Origin of the sequence: Bradyrhizobium sp. SZCCHNR1043 (assembly GCF_032489675.1) — a bacterium.
GTDB lineage: Bacteria > Pseudomonadota > Alphaproteobacteria > Rhizobiales > Xanthobacteraceae > Bradyrhizobium.
Map to the genome: position 1 here is coordinate 25765 of NZ_JAUEYN010000010.1, position 16183 is coordinate 41947.

15 protein-coding genes are annotated in these 16183 nt (G+C 65.6%); 7 read left to right on the forward strand and 8 right to left on the reverse strand.

Annotated features, from left to right (window positions below; genetic code table 11):
* Positions 1–179: 179 nt before the first annotated feature.
* Both QX039_RS18250 and QX039_RS18255 read right to left on the reverse strand, forming a co-directional pair.
* A complete protein-coding gene (locus QX039_RS18250) occupies positions 180–1334 on the reverse strand; it encodes a CmpA/NrtA family ABC transporter substrate-binding protein (RefSeq protein WP_315772101.1) in 1155 nt (384 codons plus the stop codon).
* The gene (locus QX039_RS18255; protein WP_012044202.1) at positions 1331–1921 is read right to left on the reverse strand and encodes an ANTAR domain-containing response regulator; all 591 of its coding nucleotides are present in this window, start codon (positions 1919–1921) and stop codon (positions 1331–1333) included. Before QX039_RS18255 ends, QX039_RS18250 begins: the two co-directional genes overlap by 4 nt.
* Positions 1922–2034: 113 nt before the next feature.
* Here QX039_RS18255 and rimO point away from each other — a divergent pair, with 113 nt between their 5' ends.
* Positions 2035–3360, forward strand: a complete 1326-nt coding sequence (gene rimO / locus QX039_RS18260; RefSeq protein ID WP_315772102.1) for a 30S ribosomal protein S12 methylthiotransferase RimO — start codon at positions 2035–2037, stop codon at positions 3358–3360.
* 91 nt (positions 3361–3451) lie between these two features.
* Here rimO and QX039_RS18265 read toward each other — a convergent pair whose 3' ends face one another.
* Entirely contained in the window at positions 3452–4573 is a 1122-nt protein-coding gene (locus QX039_RS18265; RefSeq protein ID WP_315737921.1) for a DUF2336 domain-containing protein, read from the reverse strand.
* A 419-nt stretch (positions 4574–4992) separates the two neighbouring features.
* Here QX039_RS18265 and QX039_RS18270 point away from each other — a divergent pair, with 419 nt between their 5' ends.
* The 3 genes from QX039_RS18270 to QX039_RS18280 all read left to right on the forward strand — a co-directional run bounded on the left by QX039_RS18270 (position 4993) and on the right by QX039_RS18280 (position 7733).
* A complete protein-coding gene (locus QX039_RS18270) occupies positions 4993–6189 on the forward strand; it encodes an acetylornithine transaminase (RefSeq protein WP_315772104.1) in 1197 nt (398 codons plus the stop codon).
* A 386-nt stretch (positions 6190–6575) separates the two neighbouring features.
* Entirely contained in the window at positions 6576–6857 is a 282-nt protein-coding gene (locus tag QX039_RS18275; protein WP_315772105.1) for a hypothetical protein, read from the forward strand.
* A gap of 120 nt (positions 6858–6977) precedes the next feature.
* Positions 6978–7733 (forward strand): hypothetical protein, encoded by a 756-nt coding sequence (locus tag QX039_RS18280; RefSeq protein WP_315772106.1) that lies wholly within the window; start codon positions 6978–6980, stop codon positions 7731–7733.
* A gap of 24 nt (positions 7734–7757) precedes the next feature.
* Here the strand turns inward: QX039_RS18280 and QX039_RS18285 are convergent, their stop codons facing one another.
* The 3 genes from QX039_RS18285 to pcsA form a co-directional block, all read right to left on the reverse strand.
* Positions 7758–8732, reverse strand: a complete 975-nt coding sequence (locus QX039_RS18285; RefSeq protein ID WP_315772107.1) for a quinone oxidoreductase — start codon at positions 8730–8732, stop codon at positions 7758–7760.
* A gap of 184 nt (positions 8733–8916) precedes the next feature.
* Positions 8917–9642, reverse strand: coding sequence for a TerC family protein (locus QX039_RS18290; RefSeq protein ID WP_315772109.1), 726 nt, complete (start codon positions 9640–9642; stop codon positions 8917–8919).
* Positions 9639–10373 carry a phosphatidylcholine synthase gene (gene pcsA / locus QX039_RS18295; protein ID WP_315772111.1) on the reverse strand — a complete coding sequence of 245 codons (735 nt, stop codon included), beginning with the start codon at positions 10371–10373 and terminating at the stop codon, positions 9639–9641. Before pcsA ends, QX039_RS18290 begins: the two co-directional genes overlap by 4 nt.
* Before the next feature lie 118 nt (positions 10374–10491).
* Between pcsA and QX039_RS18300 the strand changes: the two genes are divergently transcribed.
* Entirely contained in the window at positions 10492–11691 is a 1200-nt protein-coding gene (locus QX039_RS18300) for a UbiH/UbiF family hydroxylase (protein ID WP_315772113.1), read from the forward strand.
* A gap of 6 nt (positions 11692–11697) precedes the next feature.
* Here the strand turns inward: QX039_RS18300 and QX039_RS18305 are convergent, their stop codons facing one another.
* Positions 11698–12651, reverse strand: a complete 954-nt coding sequence (locus tag QX039_RS18305) for an AEC family transporter (protein WP_315737913.1) — start codon at positions 12649–12651, stop codon at positions 11698–11700.
* Positions 12652–12795: 144 nt separating this feature from the next.
* On the opposite strand from QX039_RS18305, the gene hspQ reads away from it, so the two are divergent.
* Positions 12796–13128, forward strand: a complete 333-nt coding sequence (hspQ, locus tag QX039_RS18310) for a heat shock protein HspQ (protein ID WP_315711998.1) — start codon at positions 12796–12798, stop codon at positions 13126–13128.
* A gap of 149 nt (positions 13129–13277) precedes the next feature.
* Here the strand turns inward: hspQ and QX039_RS18315 are convergent, their stop codons facing one another.
* Positions 13278–14054: an invasion associated locus B family protein gene (locus tag QX039_RS18315; RefSeq protein WP_315737912.1), complete on the reverse strand. Its 777-nt coding sequence runs from the start codon at positions 14052–14054 to the stop codon at positions 13278–13280.
* 261 nt (positions 14055–14315) lie between these two features.
* On the opposite strand from QX039_RS18315, the gene QX039_RS18320 reads away from it, so the two are divergent.
* Positions 14316–16142, forward strand: coding sequence for an extracellular solute-binding protein (locus QX039_RS18320; protein ID WP_315737911.1), 1827 nt, complete (start codon positions 14316–14318; stop codon positions 16140–16142).
* Positions 16143–16183: the final 41 nt, after the last annotated feature.

Below are 16183 nucleotides of genomic sequence, written 5' to 3' on the forward strand. Positions count from 1 at the left end.
ACTGCACCGCAACATTCAAGTTGCGTGCCAGCGGGACAAATCAAGGAAAAGCGCGAAGAATCAGGTCGCTGCCCGAATCGATGAAGGCGCGTTGTCAGGCTCAAGCCCCGAAATACGGGCACGCCGCCCAAAAATTGGTCGGCGGCGCCCGGTGCCCAGACCCTGATCGGAGCGGTGGATCAGGCCGTCCAGCGGCCGATCTTGAATGCCTTGAGATGGCCGATCACGTCGTCCACCGCAAAAGGCGGACCAGCGAACGCGCCGATGGCGGCATCCGTGCCGACCGCGGCCGTGCCCATCGCCGCGTCGTAGATATCCGGCCGGAACACGCCCATGGCGGTGCCCAGGGCTTCATTGCTGAGGGGCGTCTGGCCCCACCGCACCATCTGGGCATACAGCCATGCCGCCTGGATCTTCTCGGGCCGTCCCGCTTCTTCCCGGCCCACCAGCAGATAGCGCGAGCTTTCGCGGAAGGTGCCGTCCGGCGAGATCTTGAGGCGGCCGTCCAGCGTACGCTGGAGCACCTCCGCATCGACGCCGATCCGCTCCGGCTGGGCCAGGATACGCGCGGCCTCCCCATGGTTCTGCTCGATGAAATCGGCGGCCTTCGCGCAGGCGCGGACCAGGCCGGAGAGGGCGCCGGGATTTTTGTCAGCCCAGCTCTGCCTGACCGCCAGCACCTTTTCGGCCGCGCGCACCAGCACGTCAGACACGAAGTGGAGAATATGACCGATGCCGAGATCGACCGCGATCGAGTTCCACGGTGCTCCGACGCAGAACGCGTCGACGTGACCGTTGGCGAGGCTCTCCACCATGTAGGGCGGCGGCAGCACCACGAGGCGGACGTCCTCATCGGGGTCGACGCCGCCTGCGGCCATCCAGAACCGCAACTGATAGTTGTGGGTCGAGAACGGAAACGTCATGCCGAAAGTCAGCGGCTCGGCGCCGGCCTTGCGCCGTTCAGCGACGACGCGCGCCAGGGCCAGCGCCGTCGCCATCGGGTCGAAACGATCACCCTCGAGGTGGGCCATGATTGCCGCATGCAGCGCCGGCGTCACGGTGATCGCGTTGCCGTTCACGCCGAGATTGAACGGCGCGACGATCGGAACCTTGACGTGGCCGATACCAAGACTGGACGCAATGGCCACCGGTGCCAGCAGATGCGCGGCATCGAACAGGCCAATGTTGAGCTTGTCGCGGACGTTCGACCAGGAGACCTCGCGGACGAGGGTGACGTCGAGCCCCTCCGCGGCCGTGAAGCCCTTATCGACGGCGACGATCAGCGCCGCGGCATCGACCAGCGGAATGAAGCCAATGCGAAGCGGGCCGGTCATTTCAACATCTCCGAGGCGGTCAGGATCGATTGTGCGATCTCGCCGATCTTCTTCTTTTCGCGCATGGCTGTGGAGCGCAACAGCACGTAGGCTTCCTCTTCGGTGAAGCCCTTCATCTTCATCAGAATGCCCTTGGCGCGGTCGATCACCTTGCGGTCCTCGAGCGCGGACTTGGCGCGCTCCAGCTCGTCCTGAAGCTTGGAGAACGCATTGAAGCGGGAGATGCAGAGGTCGAGGATCGGCTTGATCCGCTCCTTCTTCAGGCCATCAACGATGTAGGCGGAGACGCCCGCCTCCACCGAGGCCTGGATCGAGGCGGCGTCGCTCTGGTCCACGAACATCGCGATCGGCCGGCGGACGGCGCGGCTGACCTGGAACATCTGCTCCAGCACGTCGCGGCTCGGGTTCTCCAGGTCGATGACGATGACGTCCGGATCCAGGGCATAGATGCGCGCCAGAAGACCCTGCATCTCGCTGACATGCACGACGCCGGTAAAGCCCGCTTCCCGCAAGCCCTCCTCCAGGATGGCCGCGCGGATCGGGCTTTCGTCGACGATCACGATTTTAGGCGATTGCTCGGCGCTCATCGATCACCAGGTTGTCCGGGCCCTCACCCATAGCATGGACGTGGCCGCCTCAAAGCCTTGTCTTTCTGGACAATTCGGACTAGCTGACGCCTATCTCATCAGGCAGTTCCAAGATGCAGCAGGGTTCGGCGCCCAAGATCAGCTTTGTTTCGCTCGGATGTCCCAAGGCCTTGGTCGATTCCGAGCGCATCATCACGCGTCTCCGCGCCGAGGGCTATGAGCTTGCCCGAAAGCATGACGGCGCCGACGTCGTCATCGTCAACACCTGCGGGTTCCTGGACAGTGCCAAGCAGGAATCGCTGTCGGCGATCGGCTCCGCCATGGCCGAGAACGGCAAGGTCATCGTGACCGGCTGCATGGGCGCCGAGCCGGAGCAGATCGAGCAGGCCTATCCCGGCGTGCTGTCGATCACCGGCCCGCAGCAGTATGAGAGTGTGCTGGACGCGGTCCACCGCGCATCGCCGCCTGCGCACAACCCTCATCTCGACCTGGTTCCTCCGCAGGGCATCAAGCTTACGCCCCGGCACTACGCCTATCTGAAGATCTCCGAAGGTTGCAACAACCGCTGCACCTTCTGCATCATCCCGAAGCTGCGTGGCGATCTGGTGTCGCGCCCCGCAGCCGACGTGCTGCGCGAGGCCGAGCGGCTGGTCGCAGCCGGGGTCAAGGAGCTCCTGGTCATTTCGCAGGACACCTCGGCCTATGGGCTGGACCTGAAATATGCCGAAAGCGCCTGGAAGGACCGCAGCGTCCGGGCACGCTTCCTCGATCTGGCGCGCGAGCTCGGTGAGCTCGGAGCCTGGGTCCGGCTGCACTACGTCTACCCCTACCCGCATGTCGACGAGGTGATTGGCCTCATGACAGACGGTAAGATATTGCCTTATCTCGACATCCCATTCCAGCATGCCAGCCCGAACGTCCTGAAGGCGATGCGCCGCCCGGCGGCGCAGGACAAGACGCTGGAGCGGATCAAGGCCTGGCGGACAGCCTGCCCCGACCTTGCGCTGCGCTCGACGTTCATCGTCGGATTCCCCGGCGAGACGGACGCGGATTTCGCCTATCTGCTGGACTGGCTGGATGAGGCCGAGATCGATCGGCTCGGATGCTTCAAATACGAGCCGGTGGCCGGCGCGACCTCCAACGCCCTGCCCGACCAAGTCCCGGACGCGGTCAAGCAGGAGCGCTGGGACGCGCTGATGGCCCGCCAGCAGAAGATCTCGGCGCGCAGGCTCAAGCGCAAGGTTGGCACGCGTCAGCAGGTGATCATCGACGAGGTCGGGCCGAGCGTCGCCAAGGGCCGCACCAAGGCTGATGCCCCTGACATCGATGGCGCCGTCTATCTGTCCAGCCGCCGGCCGCTGCGTGTCGGCGAGATCGTCACGGTCAAGATCGAGCGTGCCGACGAATACGACCTGCACGGCACGGTCGCGGGTTTCTAGCGCGGCTCTGTCGCGTCTCGGGCCACCCGCCGGGAACTCGGGGGAATTACAGACGGGCGAGGAGATGCGTCCTGGACCTGCGGACCGCCCCTCAGTGCGAGGAGCCCGTGGTGCGAACCGACCAGAGCTTCAGCAGGCGAAGCGCCTCGTCCTGCTTCAGTTCGAGATATTTGTTCTTGAGCTTGGTCAGCTCGTCGGGAGGCGTTGCACCTGAGACGAACCGGCTGTCGAGGATGGCCGCAACCGTGACCCAGCTCAGTCCAGCGGCCTTGCACGGCACGAGAATGCCGTCGCTGCGCAGGCTCTGCATCAGCGGCCGCACCAGCTCGATGCTGCATTTCGCGAGCTCCGCGATGGCCGCGATCGTCTCGCCGTAGCGCCGCTGACGGGCAAATTCCAGCAGCGCGGCCTCGGTCAGCTTTCCGCCCTGCTTCAGCTGGCCAACCGCCACCTTGGAGCTGCCACCATCGCGGTTTCGCGACATGTCGCGCTCGGCGTCGACCGTGGCCGCTGAAATGGCGCTGCGGATTTCTTCGTAGAGATGCGGCGGCGCCGACGCGAGCAGCCGCGCCCTCACCGCCTCCGTCGCGCGCTGCAACAGGGTCCTGCGCAAGGCTGCCGGCAGATCGGCGCGGATGCCGGCCGCGACCGTGAGCTCCGCATCTCCAGCCGCCTGTGCCACGATGGCGGCGAATCCGGCGGGAGACACCCGCGCCCCGGGATTCCTCATCAGTTGGCGGCTCACGCTCGGATAGCGTCGCGCGAGCAGCGCATCGGTAACGATCTCCTGCAGCCACCAGCGCCCGGCGATCGCAATCAGGTGCTTCTCGCCGCGCGTCTGCGCGATCTCGACGAGATCCTCGCTGCTCAGCCGCGGCGATTCCGAAAGCACCGGCCCCGCGACGGCGATGTCGTCATGATAGGCCAGCCGCCGGATCACGCCGGCCGGCGCCTGCGGGATCGGGGCAAGCTGGGCGCTGAGTTCGGCGAGTGCGATCCGGGCACCGACGTCGGCCAGCGCGCGCAGCTCGATGGTGTTGACGAGACGCTCGAAGACGTCGGCAAACAGCGCGTGCTGCTCGATATCCAGGCTGCCGGCCGAGGCGACGAACAGGGCGGCCACCCGCTCGGCCACGCCGGAGCAGCGGTCGGCTGAGCCGGTGGCTATGGCCGCCTGCACTTCTTCGGCGATCGTGAGATGGGGGTTCGACATCGCTCGTCCTGAGCGCTTGCATTTTCAAGCTGCCCGGCAAAGTAAACGCAGCCGCTAAATGTTTGGTAAAGTTGTCACTAAAGCGCGAGACCCGAGATTGGATCGTGCGGCCTTCGCACCGGCCGGCGCTTCCCTCGCCGCTTCCCGGAGCAGCGGCCCGTATTGCAGCCTGCAGGCCGGCATCTTGACACCGGTTGCGATTTGCCTGTATGGCCGCCGCATGATCTTCAACCGGACCAACCGCCGCGCCGCCGTTTGCCGTCGTCACCGCCGTGACGATGCCGGGGCGCGCCATGTCCGAAGACGTTGCTGATCAGCTAGCTCATCAGCTCCAGGTTTTCGAGAAGGCCGCTCCCGCAAAGGAGCGGCCTTCTCGCTTTTTGGCCCACCGTTTCCCCCCTGAGCACAGGAGATTGCACATGCTGACCGCCTCCCATCCCTATGACGCTCTGATGGAGATCACGGCGCGTCCGCGCACCATCTTCGTTCAGGGCAAAGGCTCCTGGCTATGGGACGACGACGGCAAGCGCTATCTGGACTTCATCCAGGGCTGGGCCGTGAACGCGCTCGGGCATGCGCCGCCGGAGCTTGCCAGCGCGCTCACCAACCAGGCGGCGCGCCTGATCACGCCGAGCCCGGCCTATTTCAACGATACCAGCCTGCAACTCGCCAAAGCACTGGTCGACCGCTCGTGCTTCGGCCAGGTGTTCTTCACAAATTCGGGCGCCGAAGCCAATGAAGGCGCCATCAAGCTCGCGCGCAAATACGGCGCCCTGCGCAAGAACGGCGCGTATGAGATCATCACCTTCGAGGGCGGCTTCCACGGCCGGACGCTGGCGATGATGTCGGCTTCTGGCAAGAAGGCGTTCGAGCCGCTGTTCGAGCCGAAGGTGCCTGGCTTTCCCAAGGCGCGCCTGAACGACATCGGCTCGGTCGAGGCGCTGATCTCCGACCAGACGGTGGCGATCATGCTCGAGCCGATCCAGGGCGAGGCCGGCGTGTGGCCCGCGACGGACAAGTTCCTGCAGCATTTGCGGGCGCTGACCACCGAGCACGGTCTGCTGCTGATCGTCGACGAGATCCAGACCGGAATGGGCCGCACCGGAAAGCTGTTCGGCTATGAGCATGCCGACGTCCTCCCGGACATCATGACCTTGGGCAAGGGCATCGGCGGTGGCGTCCCGCTCGCCGCCCTGCTGGCGACCGACGCGGCGTCTTGTTTCGAGCATGGCGATCAGGGCGGCACCTTCAACGGCAATCCGCTCATGTGCGCGGCGGGACTCGCCGTGCTCGACGTCATCGAGAAGCCGGAGTTTCTCAAGGCTGTCGCGGACAACGGGATCTATCTGGAGAGCGAGTTGCAGCGCATCTCGGCAAGGCACGGCCTGGGCGAAGTGCGCGGCCGCGGTCTGTTGCTCGCGCTCGACGTGATTAGGCCGATCGCGCCGGCGATCGTCGCGCATGCCTTCGAGCTCGGCCTGCTGCTGAACGCGCCGCGTCCGGATGCGTTGCGCTTCATGCCGGCGCTCAACGTGACCCGGGACGAAATCGCGGCGATGATCGACACGCTGGATGGCATCCTGACCAAGGTCGGCGCTGCCCGGTGCGTGGCGTAGCGGCCGAGATCGCGGGAGGACCGACGCGGCATTCATCAGTCGAGCCGGCCTTGCCGGATGCGCGTCCGGAGGGGCGCGCGATCGCCGAGAACATGATTGTCGGAGGAGCGGAAGAATGCCGGCGCGAAGACGAGGAGCCACAGCGTCAGGTCTATCGCGTCGCGACGGAGGTTCCCGGACGTCGATTGACATAGATCAAAGACAGCGCGCCGCCTGACCAACGATCTTTGCGGAGCCAAACACCTGCGGTCCGATGACATACGTTATATCCTTGTGGATATAGCGTTGTACGGGATGTGATCAGCTCGGAGGGACGAGGCTTGCCGGACCAAGCTGATGATCATTCCGCCGACAACGACGTCGGTACGACACAAGGAGATACGAGAATGGCGAGAGACAATCTGGCTCGGGCACTACCCGTCACGGACGCCACGAGCCACATCGCCCCCGCTGCCGCCACCGAAGAGGTTTTGATTCACGTCCGCTTCTTTCCGAACTCGGACATCAACTCGATCGGCGAGAAGCCGGCCGGGCTCACCGCGAACGAATGGTACGAGCGGCTGCTCGAGATGGCACGTCCGCACTATCGGACGTTCGCCGGCGGCCGCGGCTTCTTCCGCATCCCCCGCTCCTGCTTCGACGCGATCCTGAAAGGCGTTGCTGCCTGACGTCGGCTCTCTCCGGATGAGGCAGCGGGCGTCCTCTCTGCCTCATCCATGTCGACCGCGGTGCGCCGGGTGCGCCGCGGTCGCTGACGTTTTGGTTCGTGCGGGCGTCGGAGGACAACATTGAGCGAAGCAGCTTTCAGCGAACTGCGACGGGTCTTCAGCGCGCTGCTGGCGTCCGGGCGGGCCTCGCAGAACCTGGCGAACATGCTCGCCGACCGCGCCTTCGATCTGTTCGAAGCCAACATCCATGCCCAGACGGCGCATCTGCCCGCCCTCGCCTGCGCCAAAGGCTGCCCCTCCTGTTGCGCGCTGCGCGTGACGGCGACGGTACCGGAGATCTTCCTGCTCGCGCGCTACGCCCGGCAGATCGATCAGCGCATGCCGGCAACCGCGCTCGGCTCGCTGTCACGACGGATCAAGCTCGCCAACCGCACGACGCGCGGCTTGGGCGAGACCGAGCGAATGAAGCTGCGCCAGCCTTGCCCATTCGTCGTGCGCGGCGGCTGCATCATCCATCCCGCGCGTCCGCTCGCCTGCCGCGGCCATGCCTCGTTCGACCGGCGCGCCTGCGCGCAGGCCATGGCCGGCCGCGAGGTGGACGTGCCGGTCTCGGCGCCACACGTCGCTCTGCGCGCCCTGGTGCAGGATTCGCTCAGGGAAGCGCTCGACAGCGCAGGACTCGCCGCTGGCCTCTATGAGCTCAATCAGGGTCTCGTTCTGGCGCTCGACGACCCCGAGCGCGAGCGCGCCTGGCGCGACGGACAAGACAGCCTCGCGCCGGCGCGGATCGAGGCGTCGACGACGGCAGCGCAGACGGACGCGGTGCTCTGGAGCCGGGCTTCGGCTGGTGGCGCTTCGATCCGGGACGAGTTCTAGCGGCAGATCGCGATCGCCAAGCGCCTATGGCTTGAGGATCGAGGCCCCGGTCGTGGCGCGGCTTTCGAGATCGGCGTGCGCCCGGCCCGCATCCTTCAGCGCATAGGCGTGATTGATCTGCACGTGCAGCTTGCCGCTGATCACCGCCGAGAACAGCGTGTCGGCGCCCTCCAGCAACTCGGACCGTTTGCCGATGTAGTCGTTGAGCTTCGGCCGGGTCGCGAACAAAGAGCCATGGCTGTTGAGCTCCGCGATCGAGAATGGCGGCACCGGACCCGAGGCATTGCCGAAGCTGACGAACAGACCGCGCGGCTTCAAGCAGGACAACGAGCCGGGGAAGGTCGACTTGCCGACCCCGTCATAGACCACGTCGCACAATTCACCGCGGCTGATCTGCTTGACCCGTGCGACGAAGTCCTCCTCGTTGTAGAGGATGACGTGGTCGCAGCCATTGGCCAGGGCGAGATCGGCCTTCGCCTTGGAGCCGACGGTGCCGATGACGTGCGCACCAAGCGCGCGCGCCCACTGGCAGGCCAGCAGGCCGATGCCGCCGGCGGCAGCGTGGATCAGCACGCGATGGTGCGGCTCGACCTTGAACGTCTTGTGCAGCAGATACCAGACCGTCAGCCCCTTGAGCATCAGCACCGCGCCCTGCTCATAGGTGATGTGGTCGGGCAGCTTGACCAGGCGCTGCCAAGCGATATTGCGCTCGGTCGCGTAGCCGCCCAGATTTTCGTAGTAGGCGACGCGGTCACCGGGATGAAAATTCGTGACGCCCGGCCCTACGGCGATCACCTCGCCTGCCGCCTCGTTGCCGGTGATGAACGGCAGGCCGGGCGCCTTGTACAGTCCGGTGCGGTAGTACACGTCGATGAAGTTCAGGCCGATCGCGTGCTGGCGGATGCGGACCTCGCCGGGGCCAGGCGCGGCGACGTCGACCGGCTCATAGACGAGCACCTCGGGGCCTCCCACCTTGTGCACGCGCACCGCCTTGGTCATCCCACCATCTCCCTTCGGACTCTCCATCGCCGCGTCCGAGAATCCGGCGAAAGAACTTCCGACACTTACCTGATTCTCATCGGACATCCGGCTCCGTTGAAGGAGCCGGACTCCGGCCGCGCATCGGGCGCTGCCGGAGGCAAAAGCGAAGGCGATCACGACGGCCTTGTCAACTCGGCACCTGTCAGGCGTTGCGCTTCCTGCGGTTGCGCGAGGCCATCACGTTGAAGGCTTCGACCGCCAGCGCAAAGACAATCGCGAAGTAGATGTAGCCGCGCGGGATGTGGAACTTGAAGCCGTCGGCGACCAGCGCGACGCCGATCAGGACCAGGAAGGCGAGCGCCAGCATCTTGGTGGTCGGATGGTTCGCCACGAAGCGAGCGACCGGTCCGGAGGACACGTACATGATGACCATGGCGATGATGACGGCGGCGATCATGATCTCGAGATCCTGGGCCATGCCGATCGCCGTGATGATCGAGTCCAGCGAGAACACGAGATCGATGACGATGATCTGCACGATCACCCAAAAGAACTTGTTGGTGCCGCCGCCCTGCGACCCGCCGTCCTCACGCGCCTCGACCTCGGCATGGATCTCATGCGTGGCCTTGGCGATCAGGAACAAGCCGCCGGCGATCAGGATGATGTCGCGCCAGGAGAAGCCGACGCCGCCGATCGTGAGCACCGGCTGCGTCAGCCCGATCAGCCAGACCAGCACGCTGAGTAGCACGATGCGGAAGATCAAGGCCAGCGCCAGCCCGACCTGCCGGGCGCGTGTCGCCTGCGGCTGCGGGATGCGCGAGGTGATCACCGACAGGAAGATGACGTTGTCGATGCCGAGAACGATCTCGAGGGCGGTCAGGGTGAGCAGCGCCGCCCACGCTTCGGGACTGGTCAGAAGGTCGATCATGCTTTCAAGGATCTCAACAGGCGGATCGCGGAGTCGCTCGCGACGATGTAGAGGGCGATCGCGCACAACAGCGTCGTCACGATCGGGTCCACGGCGAAGTTGTTTCCCAGCACATCGATGACCAGGACGCCCCAGAGCGCGACCAGCGGCAGCGTCAGCCAGCGCAGCCGTTCGACGCGCACCGGGTGGATGACATGGAATGGGACGAAGGTCAGCGCGATCAGGACCGCGAGCCCCAAGGTCGCCAACGATGGCGAGGGATGCAGCAGGAACAGGTAGAATGCCGCGATGTTCCAGAGTCCCGGAAAGCCGCGAAAATGATTGTCGTCGCTCTTCATGCGGCGATCGGCGAAATACAGCGCGCCGGTGACGGCGATGCCGACGCCGATGACAGGCGCCGCGAGCGGCAGCAGCATCCCGCTGGCGGTGATGGCGTAGGCCGGCACGAACACATAGGTCGTGAAATCCACTACCAGATCGAGCACTTCGCCCGACCAGTCCGGCTGCACATGGACGACGTCGAGCCGACGCGCCAGCGGTCCGTCGATGCCGTCGATGACGAGCGCGACGCCGAGCCACCAGAACATCGCAGTCCAATGCTCGCGCACGGCCTCGAGCAGCGCGAGCAGCGCGACGCCCGCACCGAGCGCGGTGAAGACGTGCACCGAGAACGCCGCGGCGCGATGGGCGGGCGTTGCGGCCACCCTGCTCTCTGGTCTCAACTGATCCATGCGGCGCCAGTGCTATCAGGAATCGGAGCCAATTGCATATCCGCCGTTGCGGCGATGCGCCGCGCAGGCTCACGCAATACTCTTGAAAAAGCCCCGCAGGAACGTCAAATGTTCCCGCATGAGCAACACAGACGCCAGCTTTGATGTCATCGTCGTCGGCGGCGGGCCCGCCGGGCTCGCCGCCGCCGTTGCCTTGTCGCAGACCGGGGCGCGGACGGCGCTCGTGGCCCGCAAGGCCCCGTATGCAGACAACCGCACCACCGCCCTGCTCGGCGGCTCGGTCGATTTCCTCGACGAGATCGGCGTCTGGTCATCGTGCCGTGACCGCGCCGCCGGCCTGAAGGCGATGCGGCTGGTCGACGATACCGGCCGGCTGATCCGGGCCCCGGAGGTGCGCTTCGTCGCCGACGAGATCGGTCTCGACGTGTTCGGCTACAACGTCGCCAATGCCGTCCTGGTCGAGGCGCTGGAACAACGCGCCGGCGAGATCGACGGCCTGATGCGGATCGCCGAGGATGCGGAAAGCGTCCGCAGCGATGCCGATGCGGTGACCGTCACCAGCGCATCGGGCCGCGTGCTGACGGCGCGGCTCGTGATCGGCGCCGATGGCCGGCATTCGCTGTGCCGCGAGGCCGCCGGCATCGGCGTGAGCCGGCGCACGCTGCAACAGTCGGCGCTGACCTTCAACATCACCCATGCGCGGCCGCATCACAACGTGTCGACGGAATTCCACACGCCGCAGGGACCTTGTGTGTTCGTGCCGCTGCCGGGCGACCGCTCCAGCGTCGTCTGGGTCGCAGCCCCGAAGGAGGCCGACCGGCTGTTCGCGCTCGACGACGATGCCCTGTCCGCCGCGGCCGAGCGGCAGTCGCATTCGATCTTCGGCCGCGTTCGCGTCGAGCCGGGCCGCCATGTGTTTCCGCTCGCGATCGAGCGGCCCCTGCGCTACGCGCAAAACCGCATCGTCCTGGTCGGCGAGGCCGCGCATGTGGTGCCGCCGATCGGTGCCCAGGGACTGAACCTCGGCCTGCGCGACGGCATCGACATCGCCGATGTCGTGCGCAAGGCCAATGCGGCCGGCGAGGATATCGGGGCGCCGCAGGTGCTCGCGCGCTATGGTGCGGCGCGCCGCGCCGACATCCTGAGCCGCACCTTCGCCATCGACGTCGCCAACCGCTCGCTGCTCAGCGATCTCCTGCCGATGCAGTCGCTGCGCGCCGTCGGCATGCACCTGATCGGCGGCATCGGCCCGCTGCGGCGGCTCGCGATGCGCGAGGGCCTGGCGCCGTCATGGAGAGCCACGCGCAGGGCCGGTTGAGCACCGTCAGGGAAACACCAGCCGGCCAGTCTGGATCAGCCACATCACGCTGGTCAGGGTGATCACCGAGGCGAAGGTGCCGATCAGCACCGCCGATGAGGCCGGCTCGATCCAGCTGTCATTCTGGCGCGCGATTACGAACACATTGAGCGCCGGCGGCAGCGCCGCCATCAGCACCGCGGTCGCCGCCCAGGGCTGCGCGAACGGCCCGAACAGCAGCATCAGCCCGAACGACAGCAGCGGGTGGACGACGAGCTTCACCACGGTCAGGACCGGCACCTCCCAGGGCAGCCGCTCGAACGGGCGCAGCGCCACGGTCACGCCGAGCGCGAACAGCGCCGTCGGCGCAGCGGCGTTCTGCAGGAACTGCAGGGTGCGATCGAGCACCGTCGGCGGATGCAGCTGAAATGCGGCCGCCAGGATGCCGGCTGCCGTCGCCATGATCAGCGGGTTCTGCAGGATCTGGCGCAGCACGGTGCGCAGCGCATGCGCCACCGAGGCGTGGTCGCGCTCGGTCAGCTCGACGAGCAGCGGCACGATCGAGAACAGGAAGATGCTGTCGCAGCAGAAGATCAGCGCGGTCGGCGCCGCCGCCTTAGTCCCGAGCACGGCCAGCGCCAGCCCCGGCCCCATATAGCCGATATTGCCGTAGCCACCCGCGAGCCCGGCCATGGTCGCCTCGCGCAGCGACAGCCGCCCGATGGCCTTGCCGAGCACGAGCGCCAGGGCGAAGGTGAGCATGGTGGCAAGCGTCGTTGCAACCAGGAAGGGAGGGTTGCTCAGCTCCGTGAACGGCGTGCGCGCGATGAGGTTGAACATCAAAGCGGGCAGCGAGACGTAGAGCAGGAAGAAGTTCATCCAGGCGAGCCCGGCTTCGGGCAGCCTCCTCCACTTACCGCAGGCGAAGCCTATGAAAACGACGCCGAAATAAGGCAGGGCCAGATTGAGAATGTCGAACATGGGCTCGGAAGATGACCCCCTGAGGGGGCCTGGGAAGGGCCTGGAATGCGGGGGCGTCGCGGCTTGACGCGAATCGGATTGGTCTAGATCAAATCCGCCCGCGGGGCACTAGCATCGCTCCCCATCCTGGTCTATTCGACTGGGATGATCAAAGCGCGAACTGCCAAGTTTCAGATCGGCCAGATCGTCCGGCATCGGGTGTTCTCGTTCCGGGGCGTGATTTTTGACATCGATCCGGAGTTCAACAACACTGAGGAATGGTGGTTGTCGATTCCCGAGGAGGTCCGTCCGCACAAGGACCAGCCATTCTATCACCTGCTGGCCGAGAACGCGGAATCCGAATACGTCGCCTATGTCTCCGAGCAGAACCTGGTTCCCGACGAGTCCGGCGAGCCGATCCGCCATTCCCAGGTTGCGGAGATCTTCATCAAGGACAAGTCGGGCGGCTATCGTCCGCGCAATCCGCTGATGAACTGACCTGTCGACCGGAGGGTTTCAACCCAGCGCCGTCGGCGCAGGCTTGATCTTTGGTCCCGGCGCGCAAGTTCCCCTCACATCCGTTCGCAGAACGAAAAAGGCGCTCCGAATGGAGCGCCCTTGATTTTGCGGAATGGACCCGACCGGCGTTACTGCTTCGCCTGCGGCTGGCCTGGCTGGGTCTGCTCGAGCTTCTTGCGCTGCTCCTCGGCGCGCTTCTGCAGCTCTTCCTGCAGCTTCTTCTGGGTCTCCTCGAACTGCTTCGGGTCGGTCGGCGGGCCATCATAGGCTTTGGCGAAGCTGCTGTTGCCTTCCTGCAGCGGCAGCGGCAGCGTCAGCGCGGTGCCGTTCGAGTTGATCGCCTGGACAAACAGGGTCTGGCCCTTCTTCAGGTTGTTCACGAACTCAGGCGTGGCTTCGTAGTCCGACATGCAGCCGTTCTGGAAGCAGATGACGTATTTGCCTTCCATGAACTGGTTGTTGTCGATGACGATGCGGGTTCCGGGCTGGAGCTGCATGCCGAGCGGCAGCGTCACGCGCAGGATCTTCTTCGGCTCGCCTTCAGGCTCGATGATGACGGCTGCAACCACAGGCTGACCGGATTCGATGCGGCCGTCCTTGCCGATGAAGCAGACCTGCTTGGCGTTGGCATCCTGCCCCTTCAGGCAGAACTTGGTCCACGGCGCGTAGATCAGCTGCGGCATCTCCTGCTGAGCCTGGGCCTGAGGCTGGCCGCCGGCGGGAGGAGTTGCAGGGGCCTGAGCGGCCGGAGCGGGAGCCTTGGGAGCGGCAGCCGGAGCCTTCGCCTTCGGCGCTTGAGCCTGCGCAACCGAAGAAGCGAAGGAAACGGCCAGCGCGGTGACCGCGAGCAGCGCGACGAGCCGCCCACGCGGCCCAACCGACGAGGCCAAGTCACGGAAATTCATTGCGGAAAACCCTTTCTGAACGGCAGCGCCCGAGACCGCCAAAGGCGCCACACCAAGCCGTTGAAGCGGCTGTCTCCTCAGGAAATGAGGCGGTTAAGTGACAGGCGTTGCCGCCCTCACTCAATCGCCCGCCTTCTTAACGCGGTGCGCGGAAGAATCAATGCCGCGAGACCATGTCGAAGCCGCGGTCTAGCGCTGGCGAGCCTGTGGTAAAAGCCCCTTGTGACCTGTTCCGAATCAAATGCTTGCGCCCCGATCCTGATGCTGCAGCGCATGTTCAGCGCGGCCGTGCGATGGGTCGCCGTCATTCTGGCATTGTTGCCCGCGGTCTACACTCCCACGGCGAACGCGGCAGAAACTGCGGCGATCGCCATGCATGGTCACCCGGCCTTGCCCGCCGACTTCGACCACATGGCGTACGCGAATCCCGACGCGCCCAAGGGCGGTCGTCTGGTCTGGGGACTGCTCGGCACCTTCGATAGCCTGAACCCGTTCATCGTCCGCGGCATCGCAGTGCAGCAAATCCGCAGCTATGTGGTCGAGAGCCTGCTCACTCGCGGCAATGACGAGCCGTTCACGCTGTATGGCCTGCTGGCGAAAACCGTCGAGACCGACGAGAACAGGACCTATGTCACCTTCCGACTCGACCCGCGTGCCCGCTTCTCCGACGGCAGCCCGGTGCTCGCCGAGGACGTGGCGTTCTCCTTTGCGCTGCTGCGCGATCACGGCCGCCCCAACCACCGGCAGTTCTACGGCAAGGTCGCCAGGGCCGACGTGCTCGACCCGCTGACCATCCGGTTCGATTTCGGCGGCGCCGAGGACCGCGAGCTGCCGCTGATCCTCGGCCTGATGCCCATTCTAGCGAAGCACGCGACGGACGTGGCGAGCTTCGAGGACACGACGATGACCGCGCCGCTCGGGTCAGGCCCGTATCGTGTCACGGCGGTGCAGCCGGGATCCAGCGTCACCCTCACCCGCAATCCGGACTATTGGGGACGCGACCTGCCGGTCAACCGCGGATTGTGGAACTTCGACGAGATCAGGCTCGATTACTACCGCGAGTCCAATGGACAGTTCGAAGCCTTCAAACGCGGGCTGTACGACTTCCGCGTCGAGACCGAGCCGCTGCGCTGGCACGACGGGTACGATTTCCCGGCCGCGCGCAATGGCGAGGTCATCCGCGACAGCTTCACCTCGGGGATGCCGCAGCCCTCGCAGTTCCTGGTGTTCAACACGCGGCGGCCGGTGTTCGCCGACGTGAAGGTGCGCCGTGCGCTGACGCTGCTGTTCGATTTCGAATGGATCAACCGCAACTACTTCTTCGGGCTGTACCGCCGCAGCGGCGGCTATTTCGCCGGATCCGAGCTTTCGGCCTATGGACGTCCAGCCGATGCGGCCGAGCTCGAGCTGTTGAAGCCGTACGCCGCGCAGATCCCCGCCGACATCCTGGACGGCAGCTACCGCCTGCCGATCACCGACGGGTCCGGCCGCGACCGCGCAACGCTGAAGGCGGCGCTCGATCTGCTGAACGAGGCTGGCTACGGCTTCGACGGGACCGTCTTGCGGCATCGGACGACGCGGGCCCCCCTCGCCTTCGAGATCCTGGTCACGACGCGCGATCAGGAGCGTATTGCACTGGCTTACGCCGGCAGTCTCAAGCGGGCCGGCATCAATGCTTCGATCAGGGTCGTCGATCCCGTGCAGTTCGACCAGCGCCGCCTGAGCTTCGAGTTCGACATGATCCAGAACCGCTGGGACCAGTCGCTGTCTCCCGGCAACGAGCAGGCGTTCTATTGGGGCAGCGAGGCCGCCGACCGCACCGGAACCCGCAACTACATGGGCGCCAAGGATCCTGCGATCGACGCCATGATCGCGGCGCTGTTGCGCGCCCGCGACAGGCCGGAATTTATCTCGACGGTTCGCGCATTGGACCGTACCCTGATGGCGGGGTTCTACGCTATTCCAGTGCTCAATGCCGCCGAGGAATGGATTGCTCGGTGGAATCGTATAGAACGGCCAAAGAGGACGGCTTTGACGGGAGCGCTCCCGGAGAGCTGGTGGCAGCGGCCGGAGCCGGCACAGAAGTGACCAATCGGGGCAATTGGTCGTGGCCGGGTCCGTGAAAGTAC

Coding starts and splice junctions, on each gene's coding strand:
- QX039_RS18250 (WP_315772101.1), bottom strand. CDS start 1,334: ATGACCGGCCCGCTTCGCATTGGCTTCATTCCGCTGGTCGATGCCGCG.
- QX039_RS18255 (WP_012044202.1), bottom strand. CDS start 1,921: ATGAGCGCCGAGCAATCGCCTAAAATCGTGATCGTCGACGAAAGCCCG.
- rimO (WP_315772102.1), top strand. CDS start 2,035: ATGCAGCAGGGTTCGGCGCCCAAGATCAGCTTTGTTTCGCTCGGATGT.
- QX039_RS18265 (WP_315737921.1), bottom strand. CDS start 4,573: ATGTCGAACCCCCATCTCACGATCGCCGAAGAAGTGCAGGCGGCCATA.
- QX039_RS18270 (WP_315772104.1), top strand. CDS start 4,993: ATGCTGACCGCCTCCCATCCCTATGACGCTCTGATGGAGATCACGGCG.
- QX039_RS18275 (WP_315772105.1), top strand. CDS start 6,576: ATGGCGAGAGACAATCTGGCTCGGGCACTACCCGTCACGGACGCCACG.
- QX039_RS18285 (WP_315772107.1), bottom strand. CDS start 8,732: ATGACCAAGGCGGTGCGCGTGCACAAGGTGGGAGGCCCCGAGGTGCTC.
- QX039_RS18290 (WP_315772109.1), bottom strand. CDS start 9,642: ATGATCGACCTTCTGACCAGTCCCGAAGCGTGGGCGGCGCTGCTCACC.
- pcsA (WP_315772111.1), bottom strand. CDS start 10,373: ATGGATCAGTTGAGACCAGAGAGCAGGGTGGCCGCAACGCCCGCCCAT.
- QX039_RS18300 (WP_315772113.1), top strand. CDS start 10,492: ATGAGCAACACAGACGCCAGCTTTGATGTCATCGTCGTCGGCGGCGGG.
- QX039_RS18305 (WP_315737913.1), bottom strand. CDS start 12,651: ATGTTCGACATTCTCAATCTGGCCCTGCCTTATTTCGGCGTCGTTTTC.
- hspQ (WP_315711998.1), top strand. CDS start 12,796: ATGATCAAAGCGCGAACTGCCAAGTTTCAGATCGGCCAGATCGTCCGG.
- QX039_RS18315 (WP_315737912.1), bottom strand. CDS start 14,054: ATGAATTTCCGTGACTTGGCCTCGTCGGTTGGGCCGCGTGGGCGGCTC.
- QX039_RS18320 (WP_315737911.1), top strand. CDS start 14,316: ATGCTGCAGCGCATGTTCAGCGCGGCCGTGCGATGGGTCGCCGTCATT.